The 18,921-nt window shown below is 43.9% G+C and carries 19 protein-coding genes and 3 pseudogenes; 19 read left to right on the top strand and 3 right to left on the bottom strand.

What is annotated here, in order from left to right:
• The first annotated feature begins 86 nt into the window (after positions 1–86).
• The 5 genes from NE473_RS20175 to NE473_RS20195 all read left to right on the top strand — a co-directional run bounded on the left by NE473_RS20175 (position 87) and on the right by NE473_RS20195 (position 5,491).
• Complete coding sequence (locus NE473_RS20175) at positions 87–1,175, top strand: PucR family transcriptional regulator (protein ID WP_256265370.1); 1,089 nt, start codon at positions 87–89, stop codon at positions 1,173–1,175.
• A gap of 188 nt (positions 1,176–1,363) precedes the next feature.
• The gene (gene ftsE, locus NE473_RS20180) at positions 1,364–2,050 is read left to right on the top strand and encodes a cell division ATP-binding protein FtsE (protein ID WP_006774851.1); all 687 of its coding nucleotides are present in this window, start codon (positions 1,364–1,366) and stop codon (positions 2,048–2,050) included.
• A complete protein-coding gene (gene ftsX, locus NE473_RS20185) occupies positions 2,040–2,951 on the top strand; it encodes a permease-like cell division protein FtsX (protein WP_055650110.1) in 912 nt (303 codons plus the stop codon). Before ftsE ends, ftsX begins: the two co-directional genes overlap by 11 nt.
• 12 nt (positions 2,952–2,963) lie before the next feature.
• The gene (locus NE473_RS20190) at positions 2,964–4,166 is read left to right on the top strand and encodes a murein hydrolase activator EnvC family protein (protein ID WP_055650109.1); all 1,203 of its coding nucleotides are present in this window, start codon (positions 2,964–2,966) and stop codon (positions 4,164–4,166) included.
• Between the two features lie 23 nt (positions 4,167–4,189).
• Positions 4,190–5,491, top strand: coding sequence for a S41 family peptidase (locus tag NE473_RS20195; protein ID WP_055650108.1), 1,302 nt, complete (start codon positions 4,190–4,192; stop codon positions 5,489–5,491).
• Between the two features lie 42 nt (positions 5,492–5,533).
• Here NE473_RS20195 and NE473_RS20200 read toward each other — a convergent pair whose 3' ends face one another.
• The 3 genes from NE473_RS20200 to NE473_RS20210 are packed head-to-tail and all read right to left on the bottom strand — an operon-like array spanning position 5,534 to position 8,056.
• On the bottom strand, positions 5,534–6,349 hold the full coding sequence (locus NE473_RS20200; RefSeq protein ID WP_256265371.1) for a phospholipase D-like domain-containing protein: 816 nt from the start codon (positions 6,347–6,349) through the stop codon (positions 5,534–5,536).
• A complete protein-coding gene (locus tag NE473_RS20205) occupies positions 6,250–6,975 on the bottom strand; it encodes a phospholipase D-like domain-containing protein (protein ID WP_256265372.1) in 726 nt (241 codons plus the stop codon). The genes NE473_RS20200 and NE473_RS20205 overlap by 100 nt, the downstream gene beginning before the upstream one ends.
• A 40-nt stretch (positions 6,976–7,015) precedes the next feature.
• Positions 7,016–8,056, bottom strand: coding sequence for a threonine aldolase family protein (locus NE473_RS20210; protein WP_022030987.1), 1,041 nt, complete (start codon positions 8,054–8,056; stop codon positions 7,016–7,018).
• Between the two features lie 198 nt (positions 8,057–8,254).
• Between NE473_RS20210 and NE473_RS20215 the strand changes: the two genes are divergently transcribed.
• The 14 genes and pseudogenes from NE473_RS20215 (at position 8,255) to NE473_RS20275 (ending at position 18,788) form a co-directional block, all read left to right on the top strand.
• Complete coding sequence (locus tag NE473_RS20215) at positions 8,255–9,880, top strand: hypothetical protein (protein ID WP_155560803.1); 1,626 nt, start codon at positions 8,255–8,257, stop codon at positions 9,878–9,880.
• 137 nt (positions 9,881–10,017) lie between these two features.
• Positions 10,018–10,065: pseudogene (locus NE473_RS33155) on the top strand (hypothetical protein); the annotation flags it as partial.
• A gap of 37 nt (positions 10,066–10,102) precedes the next feature.
• Positions 10,103–10,666: a DUF8451 domain-containing protein gene (locus tag NE473_RS20220; RefSeq protein ID WP_070102787.1), complete on the top strand. Its 564-nt coding sequence runs from the start codon at positions 10,103–10,105 to the stop codon at positions 10,664–10,666.
• Positions 10,667–11,078: 412 nt separating this feature from the next.
• A pseudogene (locus tag NE473_RS20225) lies at positions 11,079–11,271 on the top strand (DEAD/DEAH box helicase family protein); the annotation flags it as partial.
• A gap of 255 nt (positions 11,272–11,526) precedes the next feature.
• Positions 11,527–13,059: an RNA-binding domain-containing protein gene (locus NE473_RS20230; protein ID WP_055650104.1), complete on the top strand. Its 1,533-nt coding sequence runs from the start codon at positions 11,527–11,529 to the stop codon at positions 13,057–13,059.
• A 363-nt stretch (positions 13,060–13,422) separates the two neighbouring features.
• Positions 13,423–13,698 (top strand): annotated as a pseudogene (locus NE473_RS20235) (DEAD/DEAH box helicase family protein); the annotation flags it as partial.
• Between the two features lie 465 nt (positions 13,699–14,163).
• Positions 14,164–14,580 carry a DUF6075 family protein gene (locus NE473_RS20240; RefSeq protein ID WP_002591303.1) on the top strand — a complete coding sequence of 139 codons (417 nt, stop codon included), beginning with the start codon at positions 14,164–14,166 and terminating at the stop codon, positions 14,578–14,580.
• A 38-nt stretch (positions 14,581–14,618) separates the two neighbouring features.
• Positions 14,619–15,416, top strand: coding sequence for a ParA family protein (locus NE473_RS20245; RefSeq protein WP_002591304.1), 798 nt, complete (start codon positions 14,619–14,621; stop codon positions 15,414–15,416).
• Positions 15,394–16,287: a ParB/RepB/Spo0J family partition protein gene (locus NE473_RS20250; protein WP_002591305.1), complete on the top strand. Its 894-nt coding sequence runs from the start codon at positions 15,394–15,396 to the stop codon at positions 16,285–16,287. Before NE473_RS20245 ends, NE473_RS20250 begins: the two co-directional genes overlap by 23 nt.
• Before the next feature lie 150 nt (positions 16,288–16,437).
• Positions 16,438–16,992 carry a hypothetical protein gene (locus tag NE473_RS20255; protein WP_006773551.1) on the top strand — a complete coding sequence of 185 codons (555 nt, stop codon included), beginning with the start codon at positions 16,438–16,440 and terminating at the stop codon, positions 16,990–16,992.
• 38 nt (positions 16,993–17,030) lie between these two features.
• Positions 17,031–17,210, top strand: a complete 180-nt coding sequence (locus tag NE473_RS20260; RefSeq protein WP_038269748.1) for a hypothetical protein — start codon at positions 17,031–17,033, stop codon at positions 17,208–17,210.
• A 290-nt stretch (positions 17,211–17,500) separates the two neighbouring features.
• Positions 17,501–17,953: a hypothetical protein gene (locus tag NE473_RS20265; RefSeq protein WP_002591307.1), complete on the top strand. Its 453-nt coding sequence runs from the start codon at positions 17,501–17,503 to the stop codon at positions 17,951–17,953.
• Between the two features lie 13 nt (positions 17,954–17,966).
• Positions 17,967–18,203, top strand: coding sequence for a hypothetical protein (locus NE473_RS20270; RefSeq protein WP_002591308.1), 237 nt, complete (start codon positions 17,967–17,969; stop codon positions 18,201–18,203).
• A gap of 195 nt (positions 18,204–18,398) precedes the next feature.
• Positions 18,399–18,788 carry a hypothetical protein gene (locus NE473_RS20275; protein WP_418885888.1) on the top strand — a complete coding sequence of 130 codons (390 nt, stop codon included), beginning with the start codon at positions 18,399–18,401 and terminating at the stop codon, positions 18,786–18,788.
• Positions 18,789–18,921 lie beyond the last annotated feature (133 nt).

Genomic DNA, 18,921 nt, shown 5'->3' on the forward strand with positions numbered 1-18,921 from the left:
GCAGGCGAGTGCTATACTCGCTTGCTTTTTTTTAGTTTTTGCATTAATATAGAATAAGGGAAAATTTACGATAAGGAGAGTGTGCCATGATTTCGAATCAAATACTTCAAACGACGATTGAAGGATTAAAAGGAATTACGAGAATTGATTTATGCATATGTGATACGGAAGGAAAGGTATTGGCAACAACATTTCCTGATGCAGAAGATTATGAGAGTTCTATCCTGGCATTTGTGGATTCTCCGGCTGACAGCCAGGTAATTCAGGGATACCAGTTTTTCAAGGTTTTTGATGAGCACCGGTTAGAATATATTCTTCTTGCCAAGGGAGGCAGTGACGACGTATACATGGTCGGCAAGCTTGCCGCCTTCCAGATTCAGAGTCTTCTGGTTGCTTACAAGGAGCGTTTTGATAAGGATAACTTTATTAAGAATCTGCTTCTGGACAATCTGCTTTTAGTGGATATCTACAACCGCGCCAAGAAGCTTCACATTGAGACAAACATCAAGCGTGTCGTATTCATCATTGAGACACAGCATGAGAAGGATGTCAACGCATTAGAGACAGTCCGCAATTTATTTGCTGCCAAAACGAAGGATTTTGTTACCGCGGTGGATGAGAAGAACATCATCCTGGTGAAGGAAGTCCGGGACGGCGAGACATACGAGGAACTGGAGAAGACGGCAAATACCATTCTGGACATGCTGAACACAGAAGCCATGACTCAGGTTCACGTGGCCTTCGGTACGATCGTCGGTGAGATCAAGGAAGTATCCCGTTCCTACAAGGAAGCCAAGATGGCGATGGATGTAGGCAAGATCTTCTACAGCAACAAGAATGTAGTTGCATACAGCAAGCTGGGCATCGGACGACTGATCTATCAGCTTCCGCTTCCGCTGTGCCGTATGTTCATCAAGGAAATCTTTGACGGCAAATCTCCTGACGAGTTTGACGAGGAGACGCTTACCACGATCAACAAGTTCTTTGAGAACAGCTTAAATGTTTCTGAGACATCGAGACAGCTCTATATTCACAGAAATACGCTGGTATACAGACTGGATAAGCTGCAGAAGAGCACAGGGCTTGATCTGAGGGTATTTGAGGATGCGATCACATTCAAGATTGCGCTTATGGTTGTGAAGTATATGAAATATATGGAGAACCAGGACTACTAAAGAGAAAAAGCAGCGCGGCTGTGTGCGCAGCTTAAGCATTGGGGGAAGAGACAGGAAAGAATCTGCGCTGTGCAGGCACAAAATCAGATTCTTTCCTGGCTCTTTTCGTAGAGCGAAGCGGAGCATGGCCGGTACTGCAAAGGAGCGGAACGAGATAAAGGAATGAAACAAGACTTCAGAGGAAAAAGATGATCGAACTGTGGAATGTAAATAAAACATACGAAACCGGAAACAAGGCTTTGCGTAACATCAACATAACGGTTGAGGACGGAGAGTTCGTTTTCATCATTGGACGGAGCGGTTCTGGTAAATCAACGCTTTTAAAGCTTTTGTTAAAAGAGGTGGAACCGACCTCCGGCAAGATAATCGTGAACGATATGAACCTCGGGAAGATGCCCAGGCGCTACATTCCCAAGTACCGCAGGAGGCTGGGAATGATTTTCCAGGACTTCCGGCTGTTAAAGGACCGCAATGTATACGAGAATGTGGCATTTGCGCAGCGTGTCATCGGCGCTTCCGCCAGGAGCATCAGGGAATCGGTACCAACCATGCTGACAATGGTGGGACTTTCTTCAAAATACAAATTTTATCCGCAGCAGCTGTCAGGAGGCGAACAGCAGCGTGTTGCGATAGCCAGGGCACTGATTAACCGCCCGGAGATACTTTTAGCCGACGAGCCTACGGGCAATTTAGATGGCCATAACTCCATGGAAATCATGAAGCTGTTAGATGAGATCAACAGGAGAGGAACCACGGTAATCGTAGTCACCCACAGCCATGAAATCGTAGACCGCATGAAGAAACGGGTGATTACCATGGATCGCGGGACCATCGTGAGCGACGAGAAAAAGGGCGGATATACACATGAGGATTAGTACATTTTGGTATTGCCTGAAACAGGGCGTAAATAATATATGCAGAAATATTCTGTTTTCGCTTGCTTCGATCGCGACGATTTCTGCGTGTATTTTTTTGTTTTGCCTGTTCTTTTCCATCGTAGTGAACGTACAGTACGTGGTTAAGAATACGGAAAGCACGGTGGGAATCACCGTATTTTTTAATGAAGGTACAACGGATGAGACGATTGCCAAGTTCGGCGAGACGCTGAAAGCGAGACCGGAAGTGAAGGAGATTAAATTCACCTCGTCTGAGGAAGCCTGGGAAGAGATGAAGGTCGATTATTTCGGAGAGGATAAGATGGATCTGGCGGAAGGGTTCCGCGACGATAATCCGCTTGCCAATTCTTCTTCTTATGATATTTTCCTGAATGACTTAGAGAATCAGGAAGAATTTGTCACCTGGCTGAAGAGCCAGGATATCGTCAGAAGGGTGAACTATTCAAGCACCGCGGCGGAAGGCATCACCAGCATCAATAAGGTGATTGGCGTGCTGTCTGTAATGATAATCGGTGTACTTCTGGCAGTTGCCATATTCCTGATCAGCAATACGATCTCGGTTGCGGCTGCATTCCGCAAGCATGAGAATGAAATTATGAAATTAATCGGAGCTACGAATTATATGATTCGTGCGCCGTTCGTGGTAGAAGGCGTGCTTTTGGGAATCTTTGGAGCAGTGATTCCTCTCGCGGCCATCTTTTACCTGTACCGGAATGCGGTGGGATATGTGGTGGAGAAATTCAGCATCCTGTCCGGCCTGTTCCAGTTTCTGCCGGTGGAGCAGATCTTCCCGTATATGGCGGGAACTGCGATGGCACTGGGCGTTGGAATCGGATTTTTTGTAAGTTTCTTTACAATTCGTAAACATTTAAAGGTATAAGGGGAACTGTATATGAGATACAGAAAACGGATGGGAGCGGCCATAGTGACCGCAGTACTTACCGTATCCTGTATATTTCCTTCCTATGGTACAAAGACTGATATGGATGCGGCCAGAGAAAGCAAATCGAATCTGGAAAACGAAAAGAAAGAGATCGAGAAGACGCTTGAAAAACTGGAGGCGCTGAAATCTGACACCGTATCCTACGTGAATCAACTGGATGCAGAGCTGAATTCCTTAAATAAGCAGGTAACTGCTTTGAACTCCCGTGTTGCGGCGAAGGAAGCCGAGATCGCGCAGGCCGAAGCAGAACTGGCCGCTTCGAGGGAAACAGAGCGGCGTCAGTATGAAAGCATGAAGCTTAGAATCCAATATATGTATGAAAAGGGTGAGACCAGTTATTTAGACTTGTTGTTTAAGTCGGCCGATCTCACCCAGCTTTTTAATCGTGCGGAATATATCAGTCAGATTGCGGCATATGATAGAAAAATGCTGGATCAGTATGAAGCAGCCAGTGACGAGGTGGCTGCCAGAGAGGCGGACTTAAAGGCAGAGCATGAGGAACTGGTAATACTTAAGACTAATACGGAAGAAAAGCAGAAGGATGCCGAACGTCTGATGAATGAAAAGACGGCGGAACTGAATTCTTATAACAGTAAAATTGCAGCCAGCGCGGGAAGTCTCTCAGAACTGGAAAAAGACATCGCTGCACAGGAAGATAAAATAAAGGCTATTGAGGCTGAAATCAGGCGAAAAGAAGAGGAAGCGAAGAAGGCTGCGTTAGCGGCAGGGCAGAAGTATAATACGGTCAGTATTGGGAATATTAACTTCATATGGCCATGTCCCTCCAGCAGCAGGATCACCTCCTCGTTCGGAGACCGGGAATCTCCGACGGAAGGCGCGTCGTCCAGCCATCAGGGGGTCGATATCGGCGCATCTGCGGGCAGCAGCATCCTGGCGGCAGCTTCGGGTACCGTAACCATATCTACATACAGTTATTCTGCCGGCAACTACATCATGATTAATCATGGAGGAGGCGTCTCCACCGTATACATGCACTGCTCGGAACTACTCGTTTCTGCAGGGCAGGAGGTGACGCAGGGGCAGGTAATTGCTAAGGTGGGCTCTACAGGTTATTCTACCGGCCCCCACCTTCATTTTGGAATCCGGGTGAATGGAAGTTATGTGAATCCCATAAACTATGTAAGTCCATAACCCGAAAGACAAGGAGAATAACATTGGAAAACAAAAATAAATTTTGGAAAGGCGCCCTTGTCGGCGCACTTCTGACAGCTTTTGCAGGTTTGATCATCGTGGGCATGTCCCTTGGAATCTTTCTGATCGGGAGAACCGCGATTGACGGGCCGCAGCAGGCTGCTGAATCCAACCAGGCGGAAAATCAGAATGGATCGCTGGATGTAAACCGGATCACAAAGAAGATTACGACGCTGCAGCAGATTATAGACAAATACTACCTCTTCGATGAGGACACGACTCAGGTGGAGGACTGGATCTACAAGGGCATGATGTTCGGCTTAAATGATCCGTATACGACATACTATACGGCTGAGGAGTACCAGAAGCTGAATGAGGACACGGAAGGCGAGTATCATGGAATTGGCGTCATGATCAGCCAGAACAGAGGCACCGGTCTCATTACGGTGATCAAGGTGTTTAAGGATACTCCCGCCGCAGAAGCAGGCATGAGGCCGGGAGACATCCTCTATAAGGTCGGCGACATGGAAGTTACAGGAATGGATATGGACATTCTGGTAAAGGACTACATCAAGGGAAAGGACGGCTCCGAAGTGGAGCTCACCGTTTTCCGCCAGGATGAGGGCGAATACGTCGATTTGAAGATGGAACGCCGCAATGTAACGGTGCAGACCGTGGAATACCAGATGATGGAAGACAGTGTGGGATATATTGCGGTAAGCCAGTTTGATGTTGTGACGGCGGATCAGTTTAAAGCAGCGGTCGATGATCTGGAAAAACAGGGTATGAAGAAGCTTGTGGTTGATTTAAGAAATAACCCGGGCGGCGTACTGGGCACAGTGGTGGATATGCTGGATTATATTCTGCCGGACGATTTAACCATCGAGGGAGATAAGGATCTGGTGCGCACCAATCCGGAAGCGACGCTTCTGGTGTATATGGCCGATAAGAACGGCAAGGGAGAGCAGGAATACGCATCTGACGGTCATTCTCTCGATATTCCCATGGCTGTTCTGGTCAACGGAGAGTCCGCCAGTGCCTCTGAGGTATTTACCGGAGCCATGAAGGATTACGGCAGGGCGACGATTGTGGGAACGAAAACATTTGGCAAGGGAATCGTTCAGAACCTGATCCCTCTGGACAATGGGACTGCCATCAAAATGACTACGGCTCATTATTATACACCGTCAGGCTTTGATTTGCACGGTAAGGGAATTGAACCGGATGTGGAAGTGGAACTGAAGGAAGAACTGAGGAATCAGATTACAGTAGATGTAAAGGAAGATAACCAGATTGAAGCGGCGCTGAAAGCGCTGAATCAATAATGAGTGCGGCCCGGCGTGAATACGCCGGGCCGCATGTGCATGTTAAATCAGATAACGAAACAGCTGAAAGAGGCGGGAGGTGACGGCAAAGATCACCTTCTTCTTGGAAGGTACCGGAATTACCGGAACCTCAGGATCTGTGACGTAGGTGCCATCCTTTTGAACTGCCAGGGAATCGTCTTCCAGCGTGTCGATACACGCTTTGAGCTGGCGGTTGAATTCTTCGCCGTCGATGACCAGCATGGTCTCGGTATCCACATAGGTGCTTCTCATATCCAGGTTATAGGATCCAACGATGGAGAGGCGGTCGTCGATCAGGATCGATTTTCCGTGGGAAGAGTGATCTCCAAAGTATTCGCGAAGGGAAACGCCTGTGTCCAGGATTTTCCCCCTGTTCCTTGTATAATCGGAGGAGGCCATAAAATTATCGCCTACAGATGTGGCATTTAAAAGCATGGTAACCTCCGGAACATGATCTGCGGCTTCCTTCATGCCCTCATACATATCTTTGCTGAAAACGGCGTATGGCGTATGAATATAAGCCTGCTTTTCTGCATGTGCCATCAGGTACTGGACCTGATACCAGACCCAGGGCTCTTTGGCGAGGATATGGGTAGGGTTGGAGATCAGGGTGGCCTTGTTGATCGCTACGGTTTCCGGAATGTAGTCATGGCCGGACCGTGTGAGCTCCGGCATGGCTTCTTTCAGGGAGTGGTAATATTCCGCCAGTTCCGTCCTTGCAGCGGGCAGCTTCTTCTTCATGGAGGCGGAGGGGGAATCAAATACGGTTTTACAGTATTTGATTCCCCCTCCGCCTCGAAATACGCGTCGGCTTCTGACAGAACACTGGAGGGCCATGCCTCCTCCTGTCCGTGCTTCGTATTATAAATAAGTACGTCGCGGTCATAGCTTAAGTTGCGTAAGTTATACTCGCCCAGAAAGTAGTCGAAGGTATTGCGGCCGCCCAGCAGCAGGAGTTTATCGTCTACTAGCAGATATTTGTCATGCATGCGCCCGTTGATGGTCCAGGGCTTCAGCGGATTGGGAATATTGTAGAATTTTATCTCTATGTTTGGATTGGTTCCCGCTGCATAGAAGATTGGATTACCCTCCATATGAAGGGTACCGTACAGTCCGTCCACCAGAATCTGGACTTTTACCCCGCGGTCCGCAGCCTCCAGCAGGGAAGAGAAGATATCCCGGCAGCTGGAACCATCCCGGATGTCAAAGGTAGAGAGTACGATGCGGTTCTCAGCCTGATGAATCATCTGAACGCGGCTCTCCAGGGCATCCATACTGGTTTCTACGACACGTGCCCGGTCTGCACTCTTGGTCTCTGAATAGAAAGAGGCCGGTTTAAAATTGTTTTTAAATGCTTCTCCCGTTTTCTTTGTATGTACGAAGGGAAGCAGTGCGCCTGCCGCCAGATAAATCAGATAAAGCAGCAGAACCCATTTTAAGATGACGAAAATACGCCGTTTCATATCATATCAATCCTTAGATACCGTTATTTAATTCTGCAGTTTAATCCTGCAGCTTAGCCTTGCAGGTTTGAAGGGCGGCGACGAAGGCGCGGCAGGCGTCTTCTTTCGTGGCCCAGGAGGTTACGAGACGGATCGCACTGGATCCGTTGGTACCACGCTCCTGAATCGAAAAGAGAAAGTCATTGCTTAAAGTGTCAATGACCGCGTCCGGAAGAATCGGGAACAGCTGGTTGGTCATGGAGTCTGAAAGGAAGGAGTAGCCGCACTCCTCGATCCCTTTTCTTAAGATGGCTGCCATCTCGTTGGAATGTGCCGCCATATCGTAGAATAAATGGTTCTGAAACAGCTCTTCAAACTGGATTCCCAGAAGCCATCCCTTTGCCATCATGGCGCCGCGCTGCTTGATCATAAAGCGGTAATCCGGTTTTAATTCATCTCTGCAGATGATGAGTGCCTCTCCGAACAGGGCGCCGGCCTTCGTGCCGCCGATGTAAAAGACATCCACTAACTCCGCGATATCACGAAGGGTTACATCGTTGACCGGACTCGTGAGCGCGGCTCCCATGCGGGCTCCGTCCAGGAAAAGGAAGAGGTCTTTCTGACGGCAAATATGATGCAGGGCTTCTAAATCGGCCTTGGAATACTGGGTACCGATCTCCGTGGAATTGGAGATATAGACCATTTTAGGCTGAACCATGTGCTCATCAGTATGAGCCTCCAGAGCCTTTAAAATATCCGCAGGCGTCAACTTTCCGTCTTTGGATGGCATGGCCAGAACTTTGTGGCCGGTGGCCTCTATGGCTCCTGTTTCGTGGACATTGATATGCCCCTTATCTGTAGCGATAACAGCCTGCCATGGACGAAGCGCAGCCGCGATGGTGATTAAATTTGTCTGGGTTCCGCCGGTGATAAAATGGACATCCACGTCGCTTCGTCCAATCTCTTCTTTTATTAACCGGCGTGCATTTTCACAGTGGGTATCGAGGCCGTATCCGCCGTTCTGCACTAAATTGCAGTTCATCATGGCTTCTAAAATCTTCGGATGAGCGCCTTCGCTGTAGTCATTGTTAAAACTGTACATAAACAGTCCTCCCTGTATCTGATAGTCTGAGACTAATCATATACCAAATGAGGCGGAATTGCAAGGTGAGAGAAGAAAAGTGAAGAGGGATGGCAGAGGCGGGATATTTACCGGGAGGTACAGGTGGTGTTATAATTTTTTCAGGATGTAAGAAGGAAGGATGCCAGAAAAGAAGGCATGATACCAGGAGGAAGAAGAATGGACAAACAGATGATCAGCAGTGCGGGAATGCTTTTTTTATATTTGGCCGGTGAAGTGAGTGAAGACGGCGCAATCGGTATTCATTGGACAGACAGCTATCAAAGACCGCTGGATTTTTATGAGAGAGTAAGGGAACTGAGGGCTGAAATTTCCGATAAAGTGGATTTGGAGATTTTCTGCGTTCTGGGACTGTCTGAAAAGGTGGATGGGATAGAAGCCTTCGTTGAAGGGCAAATCAAAGAGCGAGTTTTAGAAATTTGCGGGGAACCCGGGAGAGAAGGGAAAGGGATCCGGACGGATCGGCTGGAGGGGGATTTTAACAGACTGATACAGGAATATATTTTTCAGGAAAGGAACATGCTGTTTCCCAGAAACTGCCGCATGGATATGGAGGGCTTCGAGATGTATTGTCTCTGGGGAGGGACAGATCAGGAGGATGACAGACACCTGTGGATTGAAGAGACGGTGGCCGTGTGGAGGAATGTTGAGAAACCGTTTTTATTTGGAAAACAGATAATGGTACAGACCTTTGAATTGAGTGATCTGGAAGGAAGAAAGATTATCGGAGCACTTCATGATTCGGAGGAGGAAGGGTGGTATCTGCTCATCGAAGGCGGAATGAAGCTTTATCTGCATAAAGAAATACCATATCTCAGAGAGCGGATTGGAGTATCGGATGCAGGCCTGTTTACCGTGTCTGAGATAGACCGCATTACCAGCAACCCGGTGTATGCGTATGGCAAAGCCTTTCAGGCCCGGGAACTGTGTGAAGAGTGGCATAAAGTATTTTTCTTTGCAGCGGCGCTGACGGAGCAGGTGTGGGATGAAGATGCCTTTGTTCCTGTCTATGAAAGGTTCCTTGCATTTCTGGAGGAAAATATCAGTGATATCTGGGAGGCGGAAACGATTATTGAAAAGAAGATGTTTTGGAGTGTCCTGACCGGGCACGTCGATGAGATCAGGGGATATTTGAAGGGGGAGGAGGAAGTGGCGGTATCGAAAGATTTTCTCCTGCTTTTAAACAGCAGATATGCGTATCTGCCCTATTTGCATGAACTGATAAAGCCGGCGGGAGACAGGGCAGTGAAAAAGACAGCAGATTGTGAGAACCATGCATTTTCTTCAGAAAAAATGAGACAGATCATTGAACTGTCGGGAACGGGGGATTCTTTTCAAAAGGGGGTGCAGTGGGAAGCGGCAGCAGAGTATTTTATCAGCCATACGAAAGGCCTGAAGGTCAGCGGACGCCGTATACATGTGGGTCTCCAGGAGATTGATTTGAGTGTTGTAAACACGTCTCTGGACAGTAATTTATGGGAAATGGGAGCGTATTTTCTGACGGAATGCAAAAATTGGACGGATAAGGTGGGAATACCGGTAATTCGGGCACTGTCCTACAGTTCCAATATGAAGGGAAACAAAACGACGCTGTTGTTTGCGGCAAATGGGGTGACGAGGGACGGGAAGAGAGAGATTCTGAGAGCGGCGGTGAATCGGCAGTTTATCCTGTGTTTTACGAAACAGGACTTGCTGGAAGTGAAAAACGGGGAGGAGTGTTATGAACTTCTGGTTGGAAAATGGAGGGAGCTAAAGGAGAGGGTGGAACGGGAGATAATGGTGTAGGAGGAAAACGACGGCTGAGTTTATGAGGAAAAAGTGGAAAAATCAAGAAGAACAAATGTTCGTGATATGCCTATACTTTTTGCAGGGGATGTGGTATAATTTTATCGGATTACCAGGTAGCCAATTGAAGGAATATGATGCGGCTTGATTCGGAAACTTTACATGGATATCGGGACCGGCACATGGCATATCGTGCCGGACATCCCTGGAAAAATTTAAGCGATGAGCAGTATCTTGAAAGGATTGGGGCAGCAGCTTACTCAGAGAAAGATGGCCAAGCTGCATCCGACAGCGGCCGGCCTGTTGATGTTGGGAGCGGAATATCATATAGCTCGCGAATTCCCGGAGTATTTTTTAGACTATAGAGAAGTTTTAGATCCAACAATAAGATGGACAGACAGACTGCATTCCAGTTCAGGAGACTGGTCAGGAAATTTGTTTGATTTTTATTTTAGAGTTTACAATAAACTGATTAAAGATATAAAAATACCTTTCAAATTGGAGGGTGGGAATCGTATTGATGATACGCCGGTGCATAAAGTACTGAGGGAGGCGCTTGCTAACTGTCTGGTAAATGTAGATTTTTATGTGGGACGTGGGATTGTTGTTAGGAAAAATCAAGAATCTATTGTAATTGAAAATCCTGGGTATGTAAGGATTGAAAAACGACAGATGTTAAAAGGTGGAATTTCTGATCCACGAAATAAGGCATTGATGAAGATGTTTAATATGATTGGAATCGGTGAGCGTGCGGGAAGCGGTGTTCCATACATTTTTTCTGTTTAAGAACAGGAAGGGTGGAAAGAGCCTGAGATAGAGGAGCAGTATGGACCGGATCGAACAGTTCTGATATTATTGCTGACTAAAAAAACGGCGATAAAAAACGGTGATAAGAAGTCTGTATCTAAAAAACAGACAGACAATTAGAGAAAATCGTGCTTATGATGGAACCGGGTAAAGAATATAAAACTACCGAAATTGCAGGATGGGTTGATTTAAAATCATCCAGAATGCGTGAACTGTTGAAAGTGCTTACGGAGAATGGAGAAGTAGAGGCAATAGGAAATAATCGGGAGAGGACCTATAAAAGGATGCAGTTAGAGCAAAGCAGTAAGGATAGTCGCTGCGTGTAGCGCCCATTAGGGAGTCAAAGTAAAAAATACTTTTTATTGGGACACCAAGGAGGTAAAAACACATTATGGAGTTCAAATTACACAGTGAATATCAGCCCACCGGCGATCAGCCTCAGGCCATTGAAGCCCTGGTAAAAGGTTTCAAAGAAGCCAACGCTAATCATCGCCCACAACAAAAACCTCGCCGCCCAGCTCTATTCCGAGTTTAAGGAGTTCTTCCCGGAGAACGTGGTGGAGTATTTTGTGGACTATATGGACTGTATGAACGTGGTAAGACCAGGTGGACTGGATAGATTTAGTGACCCTCATTTGTAAAGAACAAGTTTTGAACATATATTCGCCACAAGTGTGCAATGTATTCAAATTGGAGTGGTTAAAATGAATAAAAAATAAGAGTTTAGTTTGAAAGATTATGATGTATAATCTCTATAGAGATAGGTAAGCAGAAGGGTAGACAGTATGCGATCAAAATCAATTGAAAACAGTGTATTGGTATGAATGAGAGGGGACTATATGGCAATACCAACAAACATAAAGACATTATTATCAGGAAATGTTGTTGAGTGGGCAAGGATTGAATTTAAGGAAACTTGGGATGCAGAAGCTTCCTTGAAATCAGTATGTGCTTTTGCAAATGATCTGGATAACTGGGGCGGGGGATATATTGTAATTGGCGTTGAGGAACATGAGGGACGACCCGTTTATCCTCTTAAAGGTGTTCCTGTGAGTAAAATTGATGCTTATCAAAAGAGTATTTTGTCTAAATGTAAGTTGATTAGGCCTGCATACATGCCAATAGTGGAAGTCGTAGATTATGAAAAGAAGAAATTTATTGTTCTTTGGTGCCCAGGTGGAGATAGCAGACCATATTCTGCTCCAAAAACGATGAAAAAAGATAATAAAGAACGTATTAACTACATTCGAAAAATGTCCAGCACGGTAGAACCATCGGATGATGAAGAAAAGGATTTGTTTAATTTAGCAAATCGAATACCATTTGATGATCGTGTAAACCATCAGGCAGAGATGTCAGATTTAAATATTACACTCATTCAAAACTATTTAAAGGAAGTTAAAAGTTCGTTATATGAGAAGTCTAAAACGGGGGATTTTGTCGAAATATGCAGTGATATGAATATTATCAGCAATCTTCCGGAATATACAAAGCCGAAGAATGTAGGATTGATGTTTTTTAGCATGGAGCCTGACCGATTTTTTCCATACACACAGATAGATGTTGTTCAATTTCCGGAGGGCTTAGGTGGCGATAATATTATTGAACAGACTTTTAAAGGACCAATCCAACAACAGTTAAGAGATGCGTTACAGTATATTAGAAATACGATTATTACTGAAAAAGTTGTAAAACATCCAGAATGTGCCGAAGCAGACCGCTTTTTTAATTATCCATTTGCGGCGGTTGAGGAAGCATTATCAAATGCAGTGTACCATCGTGCTTATGATGAAAGAGAGCCAATTGAAGTTCGGGTGGAGCATGACCGGATAGAGATATTAAGTTTTCCGGGGCCGGATCGTTCTGTAACAATGGAAGGACTGAAATCTTACCGTGTATCCAATCGTCGGTACCGAAACCGCAGAATAGGGGACTTTTTGAAGGAGCTGCATTTGACTGAGGGAAGAAATACAGGATTTAAGAAAATTCTTGATGCATTGGAAACAAATGGATCGCCAAAGCCGGAGTTTGAAACGGATGAAGCACACAGCTATTTTATTACAAGATTATTTGTGCATGAAGGATTTCTGGAAGAAAACCATGGGGCTGAAAATGCATCAACCCCAAATTCAACCCCATCAACCCCAAATTCAACCCCAATAGTTTCACCGCATGAGGGACTGAGAGGATTGTCATTAAGAGAACAGATACTGGTGCTTATAAAGAAAAATCCTTCTATTTCCAAAAAAGAAATGATAGGAATATTGGGAGTTTCGATGTATACGCTGAAGAAGGAAATAGCTGTAATGAGGGAAGAACATGTAGCTGAATTTATTGGATTTAGTAGGAGTGGTAAGTGGGTTGTGCATTAGTTGTATTGATGGGGAATCCTATATTAGCTTAAAAGTTATAATGATTATTTCGTTAAGGTTACATGTGGTGTATATTTTAAAGGTGTAAATAGTGAATAACAATTCGCTACACGCGTGTAGCGAATTCAAGTGGAGGTCTTATGAATGAAAAAAGGAATTGGTAAAGCAAGATGGTGACAATCTTCTAGTCATTCCTATTCACTTGTAGGATGATAAATCTTGCTATTTTAGTGGCTGCCATATATATGAATTTGGAAGTACGTCCATTAGGCAGCTGCTCGAATACCTGATTTCAAAGATTTTACGAATTTCTGCCTAACAGACGTACTTTTTATTGGGTCACCAAGGAGGTAAAAACACATTATGGAGTTCAAATTACACAGTGAATATCAGCCCACCGGCGACCAGCCGCAGGCGATCGAAGCTCTTGTAAAAGGCTTCAAAGAAGGCAGCCAATTCGAGACTTTACTAGGCGTCACAGGCTCCGGCAAGACCTTCACCATGGCCAACGTAATCCAGCAATTACAGAAGCCCACCCTCATCATCGCCCACAACAAAACTCTCGCCGCCCAGCTCTATTCCGAGTTTAAGGAGTTCTTCCCGGAGAACGCGGTGGAGTATTTTGTTTCGTACTACGAAAAACAAAACAAACCACTACTGATTGATTATGATTGGTGATAAATATACTATATATTGTGTTCTGCGTGGAGCGTATGGACGAGATAATGCCATATGGGCAGTATGGATTGGTGACCTTCATTCGTAAAGGAGCGGTTCGAAGTTACTCAATACGTAGTGGAGAAGTAAGTTGAATATACCAGAAATTAAGTATTATCATAACAGAATAAATTGTTGATTTGAAAAAGATGTTTCCACATGTGGAGATGTCTTTTTATTTTATTCAAAGAAAAGGAGATGCACATACGATGCGGATATAAAGATAGGTTGTATTAAGTAGTGACATAATAAAGAAATATTTAGAAATGCCCTTGAATGGATGAAGACTCATATTTTAGAGTTATTATAGCAGATATTCTATTTCAGAAAGCGAGCAGAGAATTTGATACTTATGTTTTATTTTATTAAAAGAAAGGAGATATACCGATGAGAGAGGGTATGGCTAATGTGATTTTTAAGAGTGCGGCCCATAGGGACTTTTTTGAAAGATATTTGTCTCAATGCAGGTACCAAGATGCCTACCATGCCGCATTAATCTATTGTCTGGGAATCAGCGAGGATACAAGACGTAATGCAGCCAGGATTTATGATTTTAAATCTGGTTGCGTTAAAACAGAATGCCTGCATGAGGGGTGGCAGACTTCTGGCAGCCAGCACATTATAAGAATGGCATATAATCTCTACTGCAACGGTACTCCCAGCGTATCTGATTGTGAGAACTCAGACGATCAGTTATCTGAATGCAGAAAATATACGGTCGAAGATTTATTTTGTTGTGGCTATGCACCGTATTTTTGGCAGGCAGTGAAACTCAGATATCCGGAGTATTGTGGCTGTGCATGATGTGTTGCAGATTCTATAGAGAACAAAAGGAGAATATCATGAACAAAATAATAGCGATAGCAAATCAAAAAGGTGGAGTCGGCAAAACGACTACATGCGTAAATTTAGGCATTGGATTGGTGAGAAAGGGGAAAAAGGTTCTTTTAATCGATGCAGATGCACAGGGAAATTTGGCAGCCTGTTTAGGAATTGGTGAGCCGGACAACCTGGAGGTAACACTGGTAAATATTTTGGCGAAGGTGGTGAATGATGAACCTCTGGATGTGACAGAGGGAATTCTTCACCATGAGGAGGGTGTGGATTTTCTTCCTGCAAATATAGAACTTGCCGGACTTGAAACAACGCTGGTGAACGTTATGAGCAGGGAGACGGTCCTTCGTCAGTATGTAGACGAGATAAAGGACCGATATGATTACATATTGATTGACTGCATGCCATCTTTAGGAATGATGACAATTAATTCTCTTGTTGCGGCCGGCAGTGTTCTGATACCGGTAGAAGCGGCCTATCTGCCTACAAAGGGGTTACAGCAGCTTATAAAAACGATTGGCCGGGTCCACCGGCAGCTGAACCCGGAACTTGGAATTGAAGGAATATTGCTGACAAAGGTAGACCGACGGACCAACTTTGCAAGAGATATTTCAGACAAGCTGAGAATGGCATATGGCGGTCAAATTCATATCTTTGAAAACTGTATTCCATTGTCGGTAAGAGCAGTAGAGACAAGTGCGGAAGGGAAAAGTATTTTTTTGCATGATCCAAAGGGGATTGTTGCTGATGGATATGCAGCTCTGACGGAGGAGGTGCTTGCTTATGGGAAGCCGCAGTGCGAATAAGGTGAAATTCACCTCTTATAATGACTTGTTTGGTAACGAATCAATAGAACAAAGCGCTGAAGGCCAGGTCATACATCTATCTCTTGATATCCTTCATTCCTTCAAAAATCATCCGTTTCGCGTCCTTGATGATGAAAAGATGATGGAAACCGTTGATAGTGTGAGAAAATACGGGGTTCTGATTCCTGGAGTTGTCCGAAAAGATAAGCAGGGAGGATATGAAATAGTTGCAGGCCATAGAAGAAAGCGGGCCTGTGAACTGGCTGGATATCAGGATATGCCTGTTATAGTCCGGGACTTGAATGATGATGAAGCCACTATCATTATGGTTGATTCCAATATTCAGAGAGAAGATCTCCTGCCATCAGAAAAAGCAAAGGCTTATCGGATGAAAATGGAGGCATTAAGCCATCAGGGAGTCAAAGGAGAAGAGTATACCGCTGATTTAATAGGTAAAGGCGCGAAGAAAACAGGAAGAACAGTGCAACGGTATGTGCGCCTGACTTATTTGTTGCCAGAACTTTTAGAATATGTGGACTTGAAAAAACTCTTGCTGATACCCGCAGAAAAGTTATCATTTATTACTGCTGAAGAACAGGGGTGGGTACTGGGAGTAATTTTAGATAAACGTCTTTTTCCTAATGAGATACAGGCAGAGGCCTTAAAGGATGAAAGCAAAGCAGGGACTTTAAATAAAAAAAGAGTGACAGAAATATTGATTTCGGACTCTAAGATGCCCAGTATGCCGAAGATTACATTATCCCCTAAGAAACTAAGGGATTATTTTCCGAAGGAATATACAAAAGGGCAGATTGAAGCTGTAATATATGACTTACTGGAGTCTTGGAGGGATAGTCACAAAGTCGGTTAATCTAATACATGGAGACTTTGCGAAAGAATGTCATAAAGTCACTTATCTGCACTTTGCGAAAGAATGTCGCAAAGTGGCCAGCCATTAGAATTATTCTCCAAAGCAAATATATTTACCAAAATGTAGAAGATATAAAGGAGGATAAATATAATGGGTAAAAGTGGAGTTATAACGATTGAAAGTAAAGATAATCAGGTATATCATGATGTTGCTGTATTATTTAAAATTTATCGTTCTGTTTCCTGGCGAATGCAAGTGCAGATTGGACAAGTGAAACATCGGTTTCAAAAAGAGTATGGGACGGATGTGGATCAATTTTTAGAGTCAATATATCAGGCTGGCATGGATATAAATGATGATGAAGCAAATATTAAATCCAGAGTGGAAGCAATCAACAGTTCCAACAAATTTTTAAAATTGATTGATGAGGCTGTAGAGCTTATGAGAAAATACCATCCGCAGGGAGAACGATATTATTGGATTCTATATTATACTTATATGTCTGCCTATCAGCCAAACAATATAACAGAGATTATAAATAAGTTGGAACCGCATTTGTCTCAGAATGTGCGTATAAATCGAAGTACCTACTTTCGGTGGAGAGAAAGTGCTCTAAAAGCCGTGGAAGGTATTCTGTGGGGTTACGAGATGGAAAGCCGAATGCTATTAGAACATTATCGTGATACATGGGTAATAGACGTGTAATATCCTTTTTAATATGTTTATAGGAGAGGTGAGTTAAGTTGTTTGAGAATAGGGACACATGTAGAAAGATTATACAAGAAAAAAGTTTATTATCAATATTTGATATGATTGCGCAGGAAGAAGAGATGATGCTCAGTGAGAGAGCTAGAGGGACGATTAATTTGCAAAACAATGTTACAAAGCAGTTATCAAGTGGGGAGGTTTTAGATAAAAAATAAAAACGCACCATATATTGTGATTAAATATTGACACATACAATATGTAGTGATAAAATGATGGTGTATTGATTTATGTAGTACTTGAATAAGTAACACATAAAAGTTTGTTCTTTCTGCATTGAAGGAAGCAATCAGAGCATCAGTTTGTTCTGGGTGTTTTAAATTTATTAAGCTATAGAATGGCGCTCATTTTTAGAAAAATGTAGCGTCTTTTTTTGTGCAGAAAAAAGCAACAATACAGAAGGAGGATAGCGATTAGGAATCAGAGCTTAATTCAAAGGAGGAATCAAATGAAACGTGACAAATTTAAGAAAATGAAACTTGATATCCAGACACTTGAACCAGTGAGCCATCCAGATAACTGTGTTTTACTACTAAGCGAAGTTAAGATGGAAAATCCAGAACCAATGGAATTGTCAATCGGTCAGGCAATGCAGAAAAAAAGCTGGATGCCTGACGGAACAATATTAGTTGGACTGGAGGCCAAAGGTATCAGGACAGAAGATGAGAAACTGAGGAATTTAGGCACCAGCAAGCAGGCGGAGATTCTGGATTATAATTTTTTTCGTTCCAGGTTGCCAAAAACAGTGATTACGGAAGTGAAAGCAGAACTATTAGACTTCCGCTTAAGAAAGACTATCCCCTTTTCAGTTAAAAAGCTGGAATTTGCTTTTGGTAACGGAAAAAAGGTGGATTATACTGACAAGGTGAGTGTATTATCGTTGGATCAGTTAGCCAGTTGAGAAGGAGGCTGCTATGATGAAGAATAATTTGCAGGCAAAAAGAATCGTGATAACCGCAGGAGACGTACAGTTACCAATTAAAGTGGGTGAAGAAGTATGCTATCGATATGATGGTCATCTAATGTGGACGGATAGGGTACATCGCATTCTGGAGGTTGCGGCGGATTATGTACGGATTGAGACTACCTCCTACTACTATACAATCGAAAGAAATGGCAGAGATTGTGGGCAGTTAAAAGGTGCGGCTTAAGCAAGATCAAAAAAGAGATAAGAAAGGGACTATATTGGGACCGAACATGCATTGACTTGAGATTTCAAAGTTTTTATAATGATATCATCAGTTTTTATGCATGGGAATATTTCCGTGGAGAGCCATAAAAATTGTAAAATATGCAGAGAAGGCAATCATCATTGTGATGGTTGCTTTTTTTGTACCAAAAAAGGAGTGATTAATTTGAGCAAGGACAGACAGGCGGGGGTTCTGGTGTTTAATCAAAAAAAGCATATAAACATACCGGCGCTTACAGGACAGTTTTATGTAGTCAGCATGATAGTGCTTTTTAGGTGTCAGACTGCCTATGCAGATATTTTTGATACAGCTAAATCCGCCATGCAGCAAGTGTATACAGATGTTGCTGGAATTGCAACGGTAGGTGCAGTTGTGTGTGCGGCAGTATGTCTCTTTCTTATGAATTTTTCAAAGTCAGGAAAAACCGTGGATGAATCACGTGCCTGGCTAAAGCGTATTATTATCTGTTGGGCCGCCCTAATGACTCTTGGCGGTATTGTAACCTATATGGAAAGTATTATTCCAAAGAGTATGTTTTCTGCGTAACTATATGGAGTGTATAAAAAAGGCTGGTGCTCTCCCAGCAAGGAGGTGTGTAAAATCCTGTAACGGGATAATAAAATGGGCTGGCTGTTAGAATTATTATTTGAAAGTATTAAAGAAATGTGTTCCCAATTTA

Origin of the sequence: Hungatella sp. SL.1.14, assembly GCF_024460495.1 — a bacterium.
GTDB lineage: Bacteria > Bacillota > Clostridia > Lachnospirales > Lachnospiraceae > Hungatella > Hungatella hathewayi.

What these genes read in the sequence shown, in the direction of transcription:
- NE473_RS20175 (WP_256265370.1), top strand. Translation starts at nt 87, where the DNA reads ATGATTTCGAATCAAATACTTCAAACGACGATTGAAGGATTAAAAGGA.
- ftsE (WP_006774851.1), top strand. Translation starts at nt 1,364, where the DNA reads ATGATCGAACTGTGGAATGTAAATAAAACATACGAAACCGGAAACAAG.
- ftsX (WP_055650110.1), top strand. Translation starts at nt 2,040, where the DNA reads ATGAGGATTAGTACATTTTGGTATTGCCTGAAACAGGGCGTAAATAAT.
- NE473_RS20190 (WP_055650109.1), top strand. Translation starts at nt 2,964, where the DNA reads ATGAGATACAGAAAACGGATGGGAGCGGCCATAGTGACCGCAGTACTT.
- NE473_RS20200 (WP_256265371.1), bottom strand. Translation starts at nt 6,349, where the DNA reads ATGGCCCTCCAGTGTTCTGTCAGAAGCCGACGCGTATTTCGAGGCGGA.
- NE473_RS20205 (WP_256265372.1), bottom strand. Translation starts at nt 6,975, where the DNA reads ATGAAACGGCGTATTTTCGTCATCTTAAAATGGGTTCTGCTGCTTTAT.
- NE473_RS20210 (WP_022030987.1), bottom strand. Translation starts at nt 8,056, where the DNA reads ATGTACAGTTTTAACAATGACTACAGCGAAGGCGCTCATCCGAAGATT.
- NE473_RS20215 (WP_155560803.1), top strand. Translation starts at nt 8,255, where the DNA reads ATGGACAAACAGATGATCAGCAGTGCGGGAATGCTTTTTTTATATTTG.
- NE473_RS20220 (WP_070102787.1), top strand. Translation starts at nt 10,103, where the DNA reads ATGAGCAGTATCTTGAAAGGATTGGGGCAGCAGCTTACTCAGAGAAAG.
- NE473_RS20230 (WP_055650104.1), top strand. Translation starts at nt 11,527, where the DNA reads ATGGCAATACCAACAAACATAAAGACATTATTATCAGGAAATGTTGTT.
- NE473_RS20240 (WP_002591303.1), top strand. Translation starts at nt 14,164, where the DNA reads ATGAGAGAGGGTATGGCTAATGTGATTTTTAAGAGTGCGGCCCATAGG.
- NE473_RS20245 (WP_002591304.1), top strand. Translation starts at nt 14,619, where the DNA reads ATGAACAAAATAATAGCGATAGCAAATCAAAAAGGTGGAGTCGGCAAA.
- NE473_RS20250 (WP_002591305.1), top strand. Translation starts at nt 15,394, where the DNA reads ATGGGAAGCCGCAGTGCGAATAAGGTGAAATTCACCTCTTATAATGAC.
- NE473_RS20255 (WP_006773551.1), top strand. Translation starts at nt 16,438, where the DNA reads ATGGGTAAAAGTGGAGTTATAACGATTGAAAGTAAAGATAATCAGGTA.
- NE473_RS20265 (WP_002591307.1), top strand. Translation starts at nt 17,501, where the DNA reads ATGAAACGTGACAAATTTAAGAAAATGAAACTTGATATCCAGACACTT.
- NE473_RS20270 (WP_002591308.1), top strand. Translation starts at nt 17,967, where the DNA reads ATGATGAAGAATAATTTGCAGGCAAAAAGAATCGTGATAACCGCAGGA.